17 protein-coding genes and 1 riboswitch are annotated in these 16,555 nt (G+C 43.6%); of the genes, 5 read left to right on the top strand and 12 right to left on the bottom strand.

Annotated elements, in window-relative coordinates; all coding sequences use genetic code 11:
- Positions 1-11: 11 nt before the first annotated feature.
- Together ACKVDP_RS02490 and nuoE are read right to left on the bottom strand one after the other, a co-directional pair.
- A complete protein-coding gene (locus ACKVDP_RS02490; RefSeq protein ID WP_409227224.1) occupies positions 12-1,592 on the bottom strand; it encodes an NADH-ubiquinone oxidoreductase-F iron-sulfur binding region domain-containing protein in 1,581 nt (526 codons plus the stop codon).
- Between the two features lie 12 nt (positions 1,593-1,604).
- Positions 1,605-2,090, bottom strand: a complete 486-nt coding sequence (gene nuoE / locus ACKVDP_RS02495; protein ID WP_409227225.1) for an NADH-quinone oxidoreductase subunit NuoE — start codon at positions 2,088-2,090, stop codon at positions 1,605-1,607.
- A 186-nt stretch (positions 2,091-2,276) separates the two neighbouring features.
- Here nuoE and ACKVDP_RS02500 point away from each other — a divergent pair, with 186 nt between their 5' ends.
- Complete coding sequence (locus ACKVDP_RS02500) at positions 2,277-2,564, top strand: DUF1294 domain-containing protein (RefSeq protein ID WP_409227226.1); 288 nt, start codon at positions 2,277-2,279, stop codon at positions 2,562-2,564.
- Positions 2,565-2,675: 111 nt separating this feature from the next.
- Here the strand turns inward: ACKVDP_RS02500 and ACKVDP_RS02505 are convergent, their stop codons facing one another.
- Genes ACKVDP_RS02505 through ACKVDP_RS02515 form a run of 3 tightly spaced genes read right to left on the bottom strand, consistent with a single transcriptional unit; the run spans position 2,676 to position 5,300 of the window.
- Positions 2,676-3,386: a gamma-glutamyl-gamma-aminobutyrate hydrolase family protein gene (locus tag ACKVDP_RS02505; RefSeq protein ID WP_409227227.1), complete on the bottom strand. Its 711-nt coding sequence runs from the start codon at positions 3,384-3,386 to the stop codon at positions 2,676-2,678.
- Between the two features lies 1 nt (position 3,387).
- A complete protein-coding gene (locus ACKVDP_RS02510; protein ID WP_409227228.1) occupies positions 3,388-4,212 on the bottom strand; it encodes an alpha/beta hydrolase family protein in 825 nt (274 codons plus the stop codon).
- Positions 4,209-5,300 (bottom strand): putative sulfate/molybdate transporter, encoded by a 1,092-nt coding sequence (locus ACKVDP_RS02515; RefSeq protein ID WP_409227229.1) that lies wholly within the window; start codon positions 5,298-5,300, stop codon positions 4,209-4,211. The genes ACKVDP_RS02510 and ACKVDP_RS02515 overlap by 4 nt, the downstream gene beginning before the upstream one ends.
- A 144-nt stretch (positions 5,301-5,444) precedes the next feature.
- Here ACKVDP_RS02515 and ACKVDP_RS02520 point away from each other — a divergent pair, with 144 nt between their 5' ends.
- Positions 5,445-5,657 carry a TOBE domain-containing protein gene (locus ACKVDP_RS02520; protein WP_409227230.1) on the top strand — a complete coding sequence of 71 codons (213 nt, stop codon included), beginning with the start codon at positions 5,445-5,447 and terminating at the stop codon, positions 5,655-5,657.
- A gap of 75 nt (positions 5,658-5,732) precedes the next feature.
- On the opposite strand, the gene ACKVDP_RS02525 is transcribed toward ACKVDP_RS02520, so the two are convergent.
- On the bottom strand, positions 5,733-6,881 hold the full coding sequence (locus tag ACKVDP_RS02525; protein ID WP_409227231.1) for a substrate-binding domain-containing protein: 1,149 nt from the start codon (positions 6,879-6,881) through the stop codon (positions 5,733-5,735).
- A 171-nt stretch (positions 6,882-7,052) separates the two neighbouring features.
- Positions 7,053-7,175: riboswitch (molybdenum cofactor riboswitch) on the top strand.
- Positions 7,176-7,313: 138 nt separating this feature from the next.
- On the opposite strand from ACKVDP_RS02525, the gene ACKVDP_RS02530 reads away from it, so the two are divergent.
- From ACKVDP_RS02530 to ACKVDP_RS02540, 3 genes are all read left to right on the top strand, one after another.
- Positions 7,314-8,219: an ABC transporter substrate-binding protein gene (locus tag ACKVDP_RS02530; RefSeq protein WP_409227232.1), complete on the top strand. Its 906-nt coding sequence runs from the start codon at positions 7,314-7,316 to the stop codon at positions 8,217-8,219.
- Positions 8,220-8,301: 82 nt separating this feature from the next.
- A complete protein-coding gene (locus ACKVDP_RS02535) occupies positions 8,302-8,991 on the top strand; it encodes an ABC transporter permease (protein WP_409227233.1) in 690 nt (229 codons plus the stop codon).
- A gap of 1 nt (position 8,992) precedes the next feature.
- Positions 8,993-9,700, top strand: coding sequence for an ABC transporter ATP-binding protein (locus tag ACKVDP_RS02540; RefSeq protein WP_409227234.1), 708 nt, complete (start codon positions 8,993-8,995; stop codon positions 9,698-9,700).
- 52 nt (positions 9,701-9,752) lie between these two features.
- Here the strand turns inward: ACKVDP_RS02540 and ACKVDP_RS02545 are convergent, their stop codons facing one another.
- The 6 genes from ACKVDP_RS02545 to trkA all read right to left on the bottom strand — a co-directional run bounded on the left by ACKVDP_RS02545 (position 9,753) and on the right by trkA (position 16,491).
- Entirely contained in the window at positions 9,753-10,430 is a 678-nt protein-coding gene (locus ACKVDP_RS02545) for a uracil-DNA glycosylase (protein WP_409227235.1), read from the bottom strand.
- A 10-nt stretch (positions 10,431-10,440) separates the two neighbouring features.
- On the bottom strand, positions 10,441-11,604 hold the full coding sequence (gene alr, locus ACKVDP_RS02550; RefSeq protein WP_409227236.1) for an alanine racemase: 1,164 nt from the start codon (positions 11,602-11,604) through the stop codon (positions 10,441-10,443).
- Positions 11,605-11,607: 3 nt separating this feature from the next.
- Positions 11,608-12,357 carry a TIGR03915 family putative DNA repair protein gene (locus ACKVDP_RS02555; protein ID WP_409227237.1) on the bottom strand — a complete coding sequence of 250 codons (750 nt, stop codon included), beginning with the start codon at positions 12,355-12,357 and terminating at the stop codon, positions 11,608-11,610.
- Positions 12,329-13,609, bottom strand: coding sequence for a putative DNA modification/repair radical SAM protein (locus tag ACKVDP_RS02560; RefSeq protein WP_409227370.1), 1,281 nt, complete (start codon positions 13,607-13,609; stop codon positions 12,329-12,331). The genes ACKVDP_RS02555 and ACKVDP_RS02560 overlap by 29 nt, the downstream gene beginning before the upstream one ends.
- 76 nt (positions 13,610-13,685) lie before the next feature.
- Complete coding sequence (locus tag ACKVDP_RS02565; RefSeq protein ID WP_409227238.1) at positions 13,686-15,134, bottom strand: TrkH family potassium uptake protein; 1,449 nt, start codon at positions 15,132-15,134, stop codon at positions 13,686-13,688.
- On the bottom strand, positions 15,085-16,491 hold the full coding sequence (gene trkA / locus ACKVDP_RS02570) for a Trk system potassium transporter TrkA (protein WP_409227239.1): 1,407 nt from the start codon (positions 16,489-16,491) through the stop codon (positions 15,085-15,087). Before trkA ends, ACKVDP_RS02565 begins: the two co-directional genes overlap by 50 nt.
- Positions 16,492-16,555 lie beyond the last annotated feature (64 nt).

The raw sequence follows: 16,555 nt of genomic DNA on the forward strand, positions 1-16,555 counted from the left end.
TTCCTCCAATGCTATATTATTGAAATGGCATCCACAGGACACACATCGTAGCACGCCCCACATTTTATGCATATTGACTGATCTATGTGGTGCATTTCCTTGACCTTTCCTGTGATGGCTACTACAGGACATACCTTGGCACATCTTGTACAACCTATACATCCCTCAGTTATCTCGTATTTTATAAGGGCCTTGCAGCTCTTGGCAGGGCAGCTCTTTTTCTTAATATGGGCCTCGTACTCATGTCTATAGTACTTTATTGTTGTAATTACCGGGTTTGGTGCTGTCTGTCCAAGCCCACAAAGTGATGTTGAGCTTACGGTTTCAGAAAGCTCCTCAAGTCTCTCAATGTCACCTTCCACTCCCTCACCCTTTGTGATCCTATCAAGTATCTCATACATCCTCTTGGTCCCTTCCCTGCACGGAACACATTTTCCACAGGATTCCTCAACGCTGAAGTCAAGGAAGAACTTTGCAATATCAACCATACAGGTGTTTTCATCCATTACAACCATGCCGCCCGAGCCCATTATGGACCAGATCTTGCCCAATGACTCAAAGTCAACAGGAGTATCTATAAGCTCTGCAGGTATACAGCCTCCAGATGGTCCTCCAGTCTGAACAGCCTTGTATTCCTTTCCATCCTGAGCTCCACCACCGATGTCAAAAACAATCTCCCTAAGGGTCATTCCCATGGGCACCTCAACTAGTCCTGCATTTTCAACCTTCCCAACCAGTGCAAAGACCTTTGTTCCAGGAGATTCCTCGGTTCCTATTCCCCTAAACCACTTTGCACCCTTATTCATTATTACTGGTACATTGGCAAGGGTTTCAACGTTGTTGATTATTGTTGGCTTGCCCCATAACCCCTTGTGGGCTGTCCTATGTATCTTTGGACGAGGCATTCCCCTTCTTCCCTCGATAGACTCCATGAGGGCTGTTCCTTCTCCGCAAACAAAAGCTCCTGAGCCCAGTCTCAGCTCTATGTCAAAATTAAATCCTGTACCGAAGATGTTCTTGCCCAAAAGACCATACTCCCTGGCCTGGTCTATGGCTATTTGGAGCCTTTTTACCGCCATGGGGTACTCAGCCCTTACATATATGTAGCCCTGGTCTGAGCCTATTGCATAGCCTCCAAGAGCCATTCCCTCAAGCACGCTATGTGGGTCCTTCTCAAGGATTGACCTATCCATAAATGCACCAGGGTCTCCTTCGTCTGCATTACAGATTATGTATTTCTTGTCAGCCTGGTACTTGTATGCCTCATTCCACTTTCTTCCTGTGGGGAATCCTGCTCCTCCTCTACCTCTAAGCAAAGATTCTGTAATCTCATCCACCACATCTCCTGGCTCCAGCTCTGTCAGAGCCTTCAGAAGGGCAAAATAACCATCGAATGCTATGTATTCATCAATATTTGTGGGATCGATTATGTCACAGTTCTTAAGGGCAATTCTCACCTGCTTCTTGTAATACTCACCCTTTAATACAATATCCTCTCCCCTAAACTCAACCCTGTCACCTTCCAGCAGATTTTCTACCAGGGATGGCTTGATTTTTCCCCTTATTTCAAACAGCTTCTCCTTTGTTATCATGGCACTCTCCCCTTAATTGTATTTAGAAAGTATCTCTTTAATATCGTCCTTCTTTACCTTTGCGTATACGTCTTCATTCACCAAAATTACAGGCGCTATACTGCAATCTCCAACACATCTTGCTGATGCGATTGAGAATATCTCATCCTTTGTGGTCTCTCCGGACTTGATCCCAAGCTGGGTCTCTATTTCCTCAAGGATGCTTTGGGCACCCTTTACATAGCAGGCCGTCCCAAGACATACACTGATCTTGTTCCTCCCTGTTGGTATAAATGAAAACTGTGAATAAAAGGTTGCAACCCCGTAAATCTCAGCCATTGGAATGGACAGCTTACGGGAAATGACTTCCAGCATCTCCTTTGGCAGGTAACCAAACACATCCTGTGCTCGCTGCAGCGAAGGCATCAATGGCCCGGGAGTATCTTTCTTAGAATCCAGAAATTCCCTGAAGGCTTGAATCTGTTCCTTGTTCTCTTCCATGTCAAACTTGAACTCCATTTTTTCTCCTCCTCATAAATATGTAATGTAATTTGATTTTTCTTCATTTAGTTGAAAATTATATACCCTTTTAGCGTATAATATTAGGGAGAGATTGTCAATGATATCTGAATTTTATAAATTCGGCTGTATATTGCTTGTTTAAGCCATCAGAGCGCTTTTTAGGTGCAAAAAGGAGTTGTAAGAATGCTAGATCAGTACTTAATTTACACTGTCATTATCTATATGATATTTATAAACCTGGTGTCACTTTTGCTTTTCAGGACGGATAAGCAACTTGCAAGGAAGGGGAAGAGAAGAATAGCAGAGAAAACCCTGTTCTTATCAGCCATCCTCGGCGGAGGCCCGGGCGCTGTCCTTGGGATGCATCTTTTCTCCCACAAAACAAAAAAGGCAGCCTTCCAGCTGGGGCTACCCTTGATTGCAATAGTTAATGTGGTCCTTGTTATGATGGTTCTTAAGGATCTGGTATAGCTATCTTATTTTGCAAACATCGGGGACAAACATCGGGGACGGTTCTTTTTGTTTTTTGGTATCTGGGTTTAGAACAAATTAAAACAAAAAGAACCGTCCCTACTGTTTTTGTTACCTGCACATTCTTACAAAGAAGTTGAAGATTTCCTGATGCTCAGGGTATTTTGGTGCAATTGCCTCTGGGTGATACTGCACTGCCAGAATAAACCTTTCATTGGTGGATTCAATGGATTCTACAATTCCATCAGGAGCCCTTGATGTGACCTTGAGGTCCCTGCCAATATCCTTGATTGCCTGGTGGTGCTCTGAATTTACGTGGACAGTATCTTTCCCGTAGATCTCCTTCATTATGGACTCCTCTTCAATACTGATCGAATGATAAACCTCCTCTGGATTGTAGCCAAACGAGTGGCCACCAACATTCTCCACCTGACTGTAGATGTCCTGATAGAGGGTCCCACCCAGGGCTATGTTTACAAGCTGAAGTCCCCTGCAAATACCCAGTATAGGAATTCCTGCCTCATATGCCTTGTCAAAGAGGACAAGCTCAAGCTGGTCCCTTTCGTGGGTAATTTCAACAACCTGCTTGATTGGCTCCTCCCCAAACCTTTGTGGCCAAACGTCATGCCCCCCTGTGAATACAATTCCATCAAGGATTTTGCCATATTCTGATATGGTCTTTTCATCTGTTACCGAAGGAATAATAAGGGGCACACCACCTGCCTTAAGAACTGCATTAAAATAAAAGTCATTGATCGTATTGACCTTCTTCCCCTTTATATTTGCCTGAATACATGTAATACCGATTAAGGGCTTTTTCATCCTACACCTCCGCCATTTTAATATCCAACCATTTCCCCATTTCCTCAAGCATATTTGTAGTAACGAAGTGATCCAGATTCTTGTAGGAAACCATCCTAAGACCACCCTCAACCCTGTGAAGCTCACGGAGCTTCTCGTAAAAATCCCTTTGGGGAGTTATTTCAACCATTGAATCGGCTTCCCCATGGAGTATAAGAATCGGTCTGTCCAAAAGATTGTCTATGCTTTTCAAGGGGTTCCTGTCCTCAATCTCCTGCTCAAGCTCCTTGAACTCCTTGGTCATATGGACATTTAAACTCCTCTTGAATTCCTCGTTGCTTTCCAGCCAACTGAAGGATCCATTTAGGATAATGCAGGTTCTGATATCCTTGTTCTCAGTAAAGATTCCAGCTGATGTAAATCCTCCCATGGAATGACCTGCAACAGCTATTCTTTCTGGATCAGCCTCCAGCTGTTCTACGGCATAGGTCTTTATTTTCTCCCATTCGTTCAGGTTGTTCAACACAACCCTCCAGAAGAAGCCTGAGTTTTCAGAAGCGGCATAATCAAGTTCACCTCTCTCACCATGGTGCATGGCATCTGGAATGATAACCTGATATCCCAGACCTGCAATCACCGAGCCCCGAAATTCCTGGTGCTCCTTGCTTGAACTCCAGCCGTGATAGAATACAACCGTAGGATAGGTGTCCATATCCAATTTTGGCTTGAGGACAATGGCCGGAACTCCATCAATATCTATGTTTGCCTTCGTAATGTTAATAAACTTCATTTTCATCCTCCTGGTTTCAAAAATACTTGTCTCTGATTCAATATATACCAATGTCATTCATTATCCAATCCTTTAAATCTCTTCTGTATGTTGTGTGCAAGAAGCATTATCACAAATGCCCAGGCCATTCCAAAAACAAAAGCAATCGCTCCCGTTATGGCTGTAAATGTCATATCTTCAGTCTTGGTGGATGTTCTATACAGGGAGATTCCCGAATAGAACAACAAAGCGCCAAGTGCTCCAAATGGTATGATCAATTCCAGATGCGGTGTGGCAAAAAGTACTGCCACCACCAAAAGTACTACTCCGGATATTAAATTGGACCCACCGGTTCTTGCCCCAAACCTGTATTGTGCCACAAGGCCCCCTGCGCCGTGGCACATTGGAAATCCCCCAAAAGGAGCAGAGAGGAGGCACATTGCACTCATGCTAAGAAGCAACTGCTTTTCCTTAACCTTCCTGTCAAGGAGGTCTGTTATGAGCAGAGCCGTTGCAAGAACAGCATTTCCAATGGTTAGGGCAATCTGTGGAAGTGTTCCTTTCACAATCCCATTAATCATTGAACCAGCATCCGGTATCATAAGTTCAGGCATGGTCATCATTGATATTTCAGGTGCACCAAAGCGAAAAATCCCAACCGTTATCCCCAGTGCAAATACAATAAGGGCTGAAATATCCAGTCTAGTTGATTTAGCATAGAATATTACTATGAGCATAGAGATCACACCCATAATGGGGTCACCCCAAATCATCTTGATTGCCTGCCAACCAAGGGTTAATGCCAGACCAAACTGTATGCCTCTGATCAGGCGAGTAGGCATTATTCTCTTTATCCAGCCCATCAGGCCAGTTGAGGCAATTAAAAGAAGGATTATTCCCATTCCTATACCCGCGCCTGCTATTTCAGCCGAAGACAGTCCCTCTGCTATTGCAACCACACCTATTGCCTTCATGGGCTCCACAGGCATTGGCATTTTATAGTACAGCCCTGTCCCAAAATATGCAAGTGCAAAAAAGAAAAGCATCCTGGACAGGTCCATATCAGTGGCTACCGATACACCTACCACAATGGGTAACAATGTCCCAAAATCCCCCAGAGCCCCTGCAATCTCATCCAATGTAAACCTAAAATCCTTCTCTCTCATTTTCTTCACTCCTGACTGGTCATATTAGGTTAAATAAATTGTTTGCCTTAGAGTTTTCCTGAATGTATTTTATCAAAAATTCACAGGGTTGAATACCCGTTATGTTTATGGGTATATAACGTACAAAATCTAAGGAGGGATTCTATGAATTTAAGCGCTAAGAACCAATTTAAAGGAACCATTACCAATATCACTGAAGGAGTTGTGACTGGTATTGTAACTGTAGATATCGGTGGAGGAAACATTGTAACATCCTCCATAACCATGGACTCCATCAAATCCCTTGACCTAAAGGTGGGCAAGGAAGTTGTTGCCTTGGTGAAGGCTTCAAATGTAATGATAGGATTAAATGATTAGGAAGCTACCATTCTAATTTCGCCAATCGAGAATATGAGAGAGACCTTGGACTTGATTTTGATGCCAAGGTCTTTTTTAGTCAATCAAATTAAAGTATGGGTGCTTCCCTTCATCTTCTGAAAATCCTCCTATTATACCTCTGCCTTCTGAACCACTCATCCAATTTATAAACTTCTTAGCCTCTGTGTACTTGATCGCTTCTTCCGGGCGCCTTCTAACGGCTATGGCAGAGAATATGTTATCAAGCTTTGGATCAAGACCATCCTTGTTCCCTGCATAGACCTTTAACTCATTACTATATGCTGAAAGCTTGTAGCTTGTTGAATCCACAAGGGTATATGCTGATTCCTCATATGCTCTTCCAAGGCAATCCATATTGCTGGCAATGCTGCCGCCGATGGTTATATTTCTTTTTTCCGGAGGAATTTCTGCGCTATTCCAAATTTCAAGCTCCTTCTCATGGGTTCCTGAACTGTCCCCTCGGCTTATGAAGACGGATTTTGTCAATGCAATCTGTCGGAAAAACACCTCTACTCCGGCTTCCTCTTTTAAATACTTTAACCCCGCGGGATCAGATTCCGGTCCAACCAGATAGTACCTGTTTGCCATGATTTTTCTTCTATAAACCCCAAAGCTTTGAGACATGAAATCATCTTCCTCCATGGGGCTATGAACAAATACCAAGTCAACACCTCCTGATCTTGCAATTTGAAGGGCCTTGCCACTACCAACGGCAATATGCCTGACAAGTGTCCCCGTCTTTAGGAAATATTCCTTTTCCAGTGCATCCATAAGCCCTGTTTCTATGGGTTCCATTGTACTTGCCATCAAGAGGTACCTGAAGTAATTACCGTCCTCGGCATTCTGATCTTTTCCTTGGTCATCAACCTTATTTTTTATAAGTGCGGTCAGTTGGCTGTCAACAGAATCTCTGATGGCATGATAATGCTCAAGCATATCCATCCCTTCTTCGGTCAGGGTAGCCCCTCCACCTTCGGCACCTCCAACCTTCTTGTCCAGGAGCTTTATCCCTAGAAAATCTTCAGTATCGTTTATAAGTCCCCATGCATAACGATAGGATATCTTCATATCTGTGGCAGCCTTTGAGATGGAACCCTCCCTCTCAATGTTCTCAAGCAATAGGAAAAGCTTATCCGTTGAAATCTGTTTCTTGTTCTTGAGCTGTATGTATAGCTGAAATCCATCCAGTTGGTCGCTGTCCATTTAACTCACCCCTTATGAATCCTTTTATTTGATTCTATGCCATTTAGTCACTAAAATCAATAGCACGCCCATGAGTTTTAATCTCATGCAAATTTATGAAAATAACCACCATTCGTTATGCTTTGATTGACATATCGGTTTGTATTAATTATAATTACAAGTAATTAAACGAGTATTTGCATGCTCCGAGTCCTTGTTTCTAAAGCAATACCATGCCATGAATCAAAGACCGGCAGGGTAATATGGGAAACCGTATTGCCTCCCATTGCGGAAAGGAGAGTGTTTGGCATTGTAGATCAATATTGCCTTCATTTGACACAACTCCTTTTATTATACTCAGGAGTTTTTTTATCGGAGGTGATAATCCAGAAATTTGAGCCATTCATCCTTTTCAAGATCACAAAAACAAGCTAAAATTAAGGAGATGATCATGTGAAATTCAACAAATTAAACCTATTGATTTTACTTATTCTACTTACATTGCCTTTGGTTACAGCCTGCAGCAATGGATCAGAACCAGCTCCGGCTGAGGAGCCTGCACCAGTTGAAGAACCTGAGGCTGCTGACGAATACGAAGAGCTCACAAACACTGAGCTTATACTGGCTACCACAACAAGTACGGAAAACAGCGGATTGCTGGATTTCATCCTGCCAATCTTCAATGAGATGTTTGGTATTGAGACCAAGGTTGTAGCAGTTGGGACAGGCGCAGCCCTCCAGATGGGCGTTGACGGGGAGGCGGATGTGATCCTTGCCCATGCAAAGGCCAATGAGGAAGAACTTGTAGCCAATGGAGATACTCTAGAAAGATTTGATGTTATGTATAATGACTTCATTATAGTTGGACCTCCATCGGATCCAGCAGGTCTTTCAGAGAACGCACCAGCTGATGTAAATGCCGGCTATGCATTGATAGCTGAGAATCAAGCTCCCTTTGTATCAAGAGGAGACAATTCAGGAACCCATATAATGGAGCTTTCATTATGGGAGTCCTCAGGTGTTGGAGCGCCTTCAGAAGATTGGTATGTTGAGGCTGGTCAGGGAATGGGTGATGTTATCCTGATGGCCAGTGAAATGGAAGCATACACAATGACTGACAGGGCAACCTACCTTGCAATGAAGGATGATGTGGAGCTTGATATCGTACTGGAAGGTGACGAGACTCTTTTCAACCAATACGGAGTCATGGCTGTAAATCCTGACAAGGGAGATCATATAAACTATCCAGCAGCAGAAAGATTCGTAGACTGGATATTGGCACCAGAAACTCAGGAATTAATAGCAGAGTTTGGTGTTGAGGAATACGGTGAGCCGCTTTTCTTCCCAAACGCTAAATGATTATGATTTTGACACATAGCAAAGCAATTTAACTTTACGATATGGATGCTGCCCCTTTCGGGGCAGTATTAAGGAGTTTTTTATGGATAACTTTGTAAGTGGATTTAAGGATGCATTTCAGCTAATAATCACTCTGGACCCTGAATTCTTTGAAATAGTAAGACTGTCAATGGTTGTGTCCCTTACAGCCACCTTACTTGCTGCAATCTTCGCGATACCATTTGGCACGTGGCTGGGAATAAAGGAATTTCCAGGAAAAAGAATTCTGGTAAGGATAATCTATACCCTAATGAGCATGCCGCCTGTAGTAATAGGATTGGTTCTTTTTCTGCTGTTCCTTAGAAATGGACCATTGGGAGAATTCAGGTTAAACTTCACTGCAACGGCAATGATTATAGCCCAATTTGTTCTTGTAACACCAATCATAACAGGCGTGGTATTCAATGGAACCAAGGAGAGGGGTCCTGATATTCAAGCTCTTGCCAGAACCATGGGGGCAAGTCCTATCCAAACGGTTTGGCTCTTAATAAGGGAAATGAGGATAAATATCCTTTCAGCTGTTGTTACTGGCTACGGCAGAGCAATGTCTGAGGTAGGTGCAGTCATGGTGGTTGGCGGAAACATCAAAGGCCACACCAGAATCATGACAACCACCATTGCAATGCTTAGAAATATGGGTGAGTACTCCCTTGCCATTGCAACTGGAATTGTCCTATTGCTGATATCCTTTCTAATAAATTCACTACTATATCATTGGCAACAGGAGCGTTGATATGAATATTACAATCGACTCACTTACAAAAAAATATAATGACAAGTCAGTTTTGGATATACCTGAGATGGAATTTCAAGAGGGTTGCCTATGGGGCATTCTTGGTCCAAACGGTTCTGGCAAGACCACTTTGGTCAGAATTGTAGCGGGAATACTTGATTCCTGCTCAGGAAATGTACTATATCAGGGTGACAAGTACAGCGACTCAATTAAGAAGGCTATGACTCTTGTATTTCAGAGGCCATACCTTATAAGGTCCACAGTATATGAAAACATAGCCTACCCCTTGCGAATCAGAGATATCAATGAGCAAGAGGTTTCCTCCAGGGTGAATGAACTTATAGAATCCTTTAGGATCCAATCCATCCGTGATCAAAAGGCCTGGACCCTTTCCGGGGGAGAAGCCCAGAAGGTTGCACTTGCAAGGGCTCTTGTGTTTAAACCGAGAATTCTTATTCTCGATGAACCCACATCAAACATTGACCCTGAATCCATCATGCTACTGGAAGAAAGGATTCTTGATTACTACAGAAAAGAGAAGCCAACAATACTCATGGTCACACACAATATCCAGCAGGCCAAAAGGCTTTGCAACCGGATTGCATTTATGAACGAGGGGAAGATAATCGATAGTGGTAGTCCATCGGAGATCTTTGGACCTGGTGCCATACCAAAAATAAAGGAATTCATAAAAAAAGGATTGATTTAGCAATAACCCCCTCCTGGTTGTTTTCAGGAGGGGGTTCTTTAGGGTGTACCTGCTATACTCTTTCAATTCTCCAATCAATTGGCTCCATAGCATTTGACTTGAGAAATTCATTTGTCCTTGAAAATGGTCTGGAGTCGAAGAATCCCCTGTATGCAGCCAAAGGACTTGGGTGGGGGGACTTGATTATGTGATGCCTGCCATTATCTATCATCTTTTCCTTTGATATCGCCTGGCTTCCCCAAAGGATAAACACCATGGGCTTTTCCCTTTCATTGAGAAGCTGAATTATCCTGTCCGTGAATATTTCCCATCCCTTGTTTTTGTGGGAATTTGCCATACCGGCCCTTACAGTCAAAACTGTATTGAGCATAAGGACACCCTCCCTTGCCCACTTTTCCAGATAGCCATGATTGGGGATTTCATATCCCAAATCATGCCTCAGTTCCTTGTAGATGTTTACAAGTGAAGGAGGAGGAGCAATTCCATGCTTTACACTGAAGCAAAGCCCATGGGCCTGTCCAGGTCCGTGGTAGGGGTCCTGCCCCAATATCACAGCCTTCACATCATTGTAATCTGTGTAGTGAAGGGCATTGAAAATGCTGTGCTTGTCCGGATATATGGTTTTGGTCTTGTATTCCTGGATCAGAAACTCTCTCAGGTCCATGTAGTAATCCTTTTCCATCTCATCATGGAGCAGTTCCTGCCAGCTGTTTTCAAATATTTTCTTCATAATTCACCCCTTAGATCTCCAGGAGATAATCCACCACCTCAGGTACTCGTCTTTCCTTTACATAAACTCTTGGCAGTCTCTTGGTGAGCATGCATAGTACCGAAGCGGGTATCTGCCCTATCTGGTCTGCAATTTCCTCTATCGTAATCTGCTCCCCACCTTGGCTTCCCATAAGTACGGCTTCATCTCCCCGCTTTACATCCATACCTGTTACATCAAGCATTAGCTGGTCCATGCATATTTTCCCGATTATCGGTACCCTTTTACCGTTTACAAGGGCAATTCCCTTGTTGCTCAAATCCCTGCTCCAGCCATCTGCGTACCCTACGGGGACAGTAGCCACCTGGGTCCTGGAATTTGCTTCAAAGGTCAATCCATAGCTTACCTTCTCTCCCTCTTCGATGGTCTTTACGTGGGATATCTGAGCCTTAAGGCTTATGCAGGGCTTAAGGGGCAGGGTTTCCCGCTTTGCTTCTGGGTAGGGATATATTCCATAGAGTATAATCCCTGCCCTGACCATATCCAGTCCAAATTGTGGAAAATTCATGATGGCAGCACTGTTGCTGACATGCTTTACCGGTATGTCTATGTTCCTTTCATAAAGCATCCTGCAAAAACTCCTGAATTTAGACATTGACCGCTCTGTGTATTCATGATCGTCATCTGCCGCCGGAAAATGTGTAAACATTCCTTCAATGATGACGTTATCCATTTCCTTTATCCTTTCCACAGCCTTAAGGGTATTTTCATCCGGCAAGAATCCAAGGCGGTTCATTCCTGTTTCAATCTTTAGATGAATCACCGCATCCTTATTTAGTGATTTTGCTACCTTTGCAAAATGCTCTGCCTGTTCCTCAAGATAGACAGTGAGCCTTACTCCCCATTCTATTGCATTCTCCGCGAGATAATCTGGTGTGTAGCCCATTACCAGTACCTGGGCATGTGGAGAGTGATTCTTTATGTGAATGGCTTCTGAGAGATGTGCCACCCCAAATCTCTTTACTCCAAGGTCCATAAGTTCCCTTACTATTGCTGCAGCTCCATGTCCATATGCATCAGCCTTTACCACCGCCATTATGTCCGCTGTGTCCCTTACAAGCTTTCTGATTTCTTTGTAATTGAAGTGGAGATTATCAAGGTCAATCTCCAGCCATGCAGGTCTTGTCAAATCCATAATCTAATCCCCCTTCTCAATAAGATTCTTCCAGTATCTCACAGGCATATATGCCCTTTGCTGACGTGTGTTTCTTCTACTTTGTATGGTGGCGCTCCTGTAGTACTCCCTCCACATGTCCTGGTATCCTTCCTCTTCCTCACACAGAACCATTGTTTCTGGTCTCACTATGTTTCTGATGGTCCACTCCCGGGTGTCGTAAAATACTGCTACACCTCTCTTAATGTCATGAATTATCCATCTCTCCGAGGGGATTCTTTCCACGAAGTGAGGAGCCAAAAGCGAAACCACATTATGGTCAGGCTCAACCTGTGAGTAGAATATTCCATTCTGCAGCTTCTTGAACCTTACAAGTCCCAAAAGCCTATGCACCTCCAGCCTAACCTTGTGATATATCTCCTCCAGGTCCCTAACGGCTGGATTGGTCTGATAATCATCAATTTCTCCACCGATCCTGAATCCTTCCCTTAAGTATCCTAAGATAATTATACCACTATCCTCCATATCTGAAAGATAAACATTGTATATCCTTCTTAGGGAAGACTGGGAAATCTTCTCCTGAACGGCATTGTAAACCTTGTTCCACTTTTCACTATCGGTCTCTATTGCCTTATATGAATATAAAAAATTGGACCCTTCCTCCCAGAAGGGAAGAATGGCCACAGGGTCATCCTTGTCGTAATATGCATGATATATAGCTGTAAGAAGTCCTTGGAAGGACCCGTCATACAGATATGCCAGTCTTGATTCCACTGTCTGCACCCCCGGAAATATCAAATATTGACAGCTGTTCCACTCCCAACGAGCTGCCCCCAATTATTGCACTTCTGATCTTCATATCATCCATGGAGGATATTCCATAGTGTCTCCCATCTATTGTAATGAAGTGCTTTGCTCTCTTTAGGGCCACTCCCATTTTTTTTAGGTCATCATACCCGATCTTTGCAAACCTTCTGCTGCTGATTATTCTCCTGGCTGATTTGACCCCTATGCCCGGCACCTTCAACAGCAGTTCGTATTCAGCCCTATTAATCTCCAATGGAAAAATTTGCATGTTTCTCAACGCCCAATCACACTTTGGATCAAGAAGAAGGTCAAAGTTTGGTTTGGCCTCACTTAGAAGTTCTCCTGCCTGAAACCCGTAGAACCTCAAGAGCCAGTCAGCCTGATAGAGTCTGTTCTCCCTCAATAAAGGTGGTGTCTTGATCTGTGGCAGAAGCGGGTTTGTTGATACAGGCACAAAGGCTGAGTAGTAGACCCTTTTTAGGCCATATCCCTGATAAAGATTCTCTGAAAGGTTCAGAATCCTGTAGTCAGAATCCCTGGTAGCTCCTACAATCAATTGGGTGGTCTGCCCTGCTGGTACGTACCTTGGAGCGCTTCTGAACACTTTTCTCTCCTCTTGGTATCTTGTGATTCCCTGGTTTATCTGGGTCATTGGAAGAAGGATATCCTCCTTCTTCTTTTGAGGAGCCAGGAGCTTCAGCCCTTCATCAGTTGGCAGCTCAATATTTACGCTTAGCCTGTCCACATGTACAGCCACCTTGTCAAGAATCTCCCTGTCAGCACCAGGAATTGCCTTAAGGTGGATGTAGCCGTTGAAGTTTTCCTCTTCCCTCAATCGACTTACTATTTCCAGGAACCTTTCCATTGTATGGTTTGGTGACTTCACCACTGCCGAGCTCAGGAAAAGTCCTTCAATGTAGTTTCTCTTGTAGAAGTTTATTGTGATGTCAATGATTTCATCAGGTGTAAAGGTTGCTCTTGGAAGGTCATTTGAGGTCCTGCTTACACAGTATGCACAGTCGTAGATACAGGAATTGGACATGAGAATCTTAAGTAGGGAAATACACCTGCCATCGTCAGTCCAGGAGTGGCATATACCGGCCTCGCTGGCATTTCCGAGCCCCCCGTTCCTGTTAGCCCTGGAGCTTCCACTGGAAGAGCATGAAACATCGTATTTAGCTGCATCTGAAAGTATCTTAAGTTTAGATATTGTATCCAGCATAAAAACACCTCAAGAAAGATTTTCTTGAGGTGATTATATCATATTACAAGCTTTTAAGCAAACACTTGTTCGACTACACGTCGATTCTCCAATGCTTGGGCGCAACAAGTGCTATTATGGTGAATAACTCAAGTCTCCCCAATAGCATAAGCACTGACAGCCACAATTTTGTCGGTATTGAAAAGAAACTGTAGTTCTGGGTTGGTCCTACCAATTCAAGTCCAGGCCCTATGTTTCCAAGTGTTGCTGCAACTGCACTTCCCGCTGTTAGAAGGTCCACCTGCTCAAGGGAGACCAGAAGAGTAGAGAAAAGGAACAGGAGCAAATAAAGGGCAAGGAAGCTGTTGATTCTTGCAACCGTTTCATTAGATACCACCTTGTTGTTAACCTTGACCGGCAACATTGCCCTGGGATGGTAGAGCTTGCCAACCTCACGCTTTACAAGCTTCATCATTACCAGAATTCTAATGATTTTCATACCTCCACCTGTCGAGCCTGCACTGGCTCCTACAAACATCAGTATCAAAAGAATTCCCTTGCTAAAGGTGGGCCATATGTCAAAGTCAGCTGTCCCATAGCCTGTTGTGGTGATTATCGAAGATACCTGGAAGAAGGCATCCCTAAGTGAATAACCAACATTATGGTAGCTTACTAGCCACAGGTCTACAGCAATTGCTATGGTAGCAACCGCGATGATCTTGATATACAGCCTGAATTCCTCATCCCTGAAAAACTCTGTCCCCTTTCCCCTAAAGAAAGAATAGTACAGTGAGAAGTTTACACCTGATGCAACCATGAAAAATGCTATGACCATGTGGATATAGGTGCTGTTGTAGTCTCCAATGCTTCCATTTCTATTGGAAAAACCTCCAGTTCCAACCGTACCAAAGGTGTGGATAAAGGATTCGTATATGCTCATTCCACCAATTGTAAGAAGGAGCACTTCTGCCAATGTGATGGTAACATAGGTTATATATAGTATCTTGGCAGTGTCCCTAAGTCTTGGGGCAATTTTTCCCGCAACAGGTCCGGGAGCTTCTGCCTTGAATATCTGAAATCCACCAATTCCCAATGCAGGCATAAGGGCAAGGGTAAACACGAGTATGCCCATCCCTCCAATCCAGTGGGTAAAGGATCTCCAAAACAGTATCCCTTGGGGAAGTCCCTCTATCTCCGTTAGAATGGTTGCTCCTGTAGTTGTGAAGCCTGATACTATTTCAAAAAATGCATCCACATATGTTGCTGTCGATCCGGAAAAATACAACGGAAGGGCCCCCATTATGGAAGCAAAAACCCATCCAAGCGCAACGATGGCCAGTCCTTCCTTGGCTCCAATTGAGGATTGTACACTTTTTTTACTGGTCATTAGTCCGCCTATTATTGCTGTTAGAAGTATTGTTATAAGAAAGGGCATCCTGTCGGGTCCCTGGCTTGAAACAGCTATCAAATATGACGGAAGCATGAGGGCCGCTTCAACTATCAGCAGGCTTCCCAGCACTCTTGTTACGATTCCATAGTTCACCGAACAGACCTCCCTTTTTCGGTTTAAAGAACATCTTCAAGCCTGCAAGATTTTCCGATAGACAGAATACAACAATCCTGTCGTTGGCCATCAGCTCAGTATTGCCCTTTGGAATGATCACGTCATTGTCCCTTACGATGGCTCCAATTATCATCCCCTTAGGCATACCAAGGTCTATAAGCTTTTTGCCTACACAAGGAAGCTCCTTGTCGATTATTATCTCTGTAACCTCAGCATTTCCTCCCAGAAGCAGTGATACCGAGACCACCTTCCCGCCTCTTACATACTTCAGTATGCTGCTTGCGGTTATATATACCGGGTTTATTGCAGCATCTATCTTTAATCTGTCAATTATCTTAATGTAGTTGGATCTGCTTATTTTTGCAACTGACTTTCTAACTCCCGATTGCTTGGCCATAAGTGCCATCAGAAGATTTTCTTCATCAAATCCAGTCACTCCTATAAAGGCATCCATCCCACTGAGGTTCTCTTCCTCCAGAAGATGAATGTCAGTACCGTCACCATGTATTATCAAAACATTGTCCAGTAGCTCGGAAAGCTCCTGGCACCTTTTCTTATCCTGTTCAACAAGGGTTACCTGTATCTTGTTTCTCTCCAGTCTTTGGGCAAGATAATACCCCACATTTCCTCCCCCAAGTATCATTGCAGACCTGATTAGCTTGGTCCTGTAATCATCCCCCAGTCTTTTGCTCACCTTTTCGATTTCATTGGATTTCCCGATAATGTGGATTATGTCCCCCTTCAGGATTTCAGTGGAGCCGTTTGGAATGATAAGATTTCCATCCCTTGAAATAGCTGTTATAAGGAGTGTGTCCAGACCCTTGAGATCCATTATTCTCATTCCAACAAATTCCTTGTTGTCAGCAACATCGAAATCAACCATCTGGACCTTTCCGCTGGCAAATTCATCCGTGTAGAAGCTGTAGCTCTTAAGAAGATACTTTTCCATTGCAATTGCAGTTGCAAGGTCGGGATTAATTATGTGGTCTATTCCCAATTCAGTCTTTATGAAATCAATCTGCTGCATATACTCAGGATTTCTTATTCTTGCGATGGTCTGCTTGCAGCCCAGCTTTTTTGCAAGGGTGCATATGAGGGTATTGGTTTCATCATTTTCGGTGCTGCCAACCAAAAGGTCATAGCCTTCTATCCCCAGCTCTCTCATCATTCTTATATCAATTCCATTTGCAACTACGGTAAGTACGTCAAGATGCTCATTGAGCCTTTCAAGAACCCTTGTGTTGCTATCCATCACTGTAACGTCAATATTCTCAGCAATCAAGAATTCAGCCAGCTTAGCACCGAGTTTTCCAGCCCCGACTATCATTGCCTTCATTTTTTCACCCCTTCAGGTATTAACACCATATTTATATATAATATTTTCCCGAACATACATCATA

It is taken from the genome of Gudongella ferriphila (genome assembly GCF_046224405.1).
Taxonomy (GTDB): domain Bacteria; phylum Bacillota; class Clostridia; order Tissierellales; family Tissierellaceae; genus Gudongella.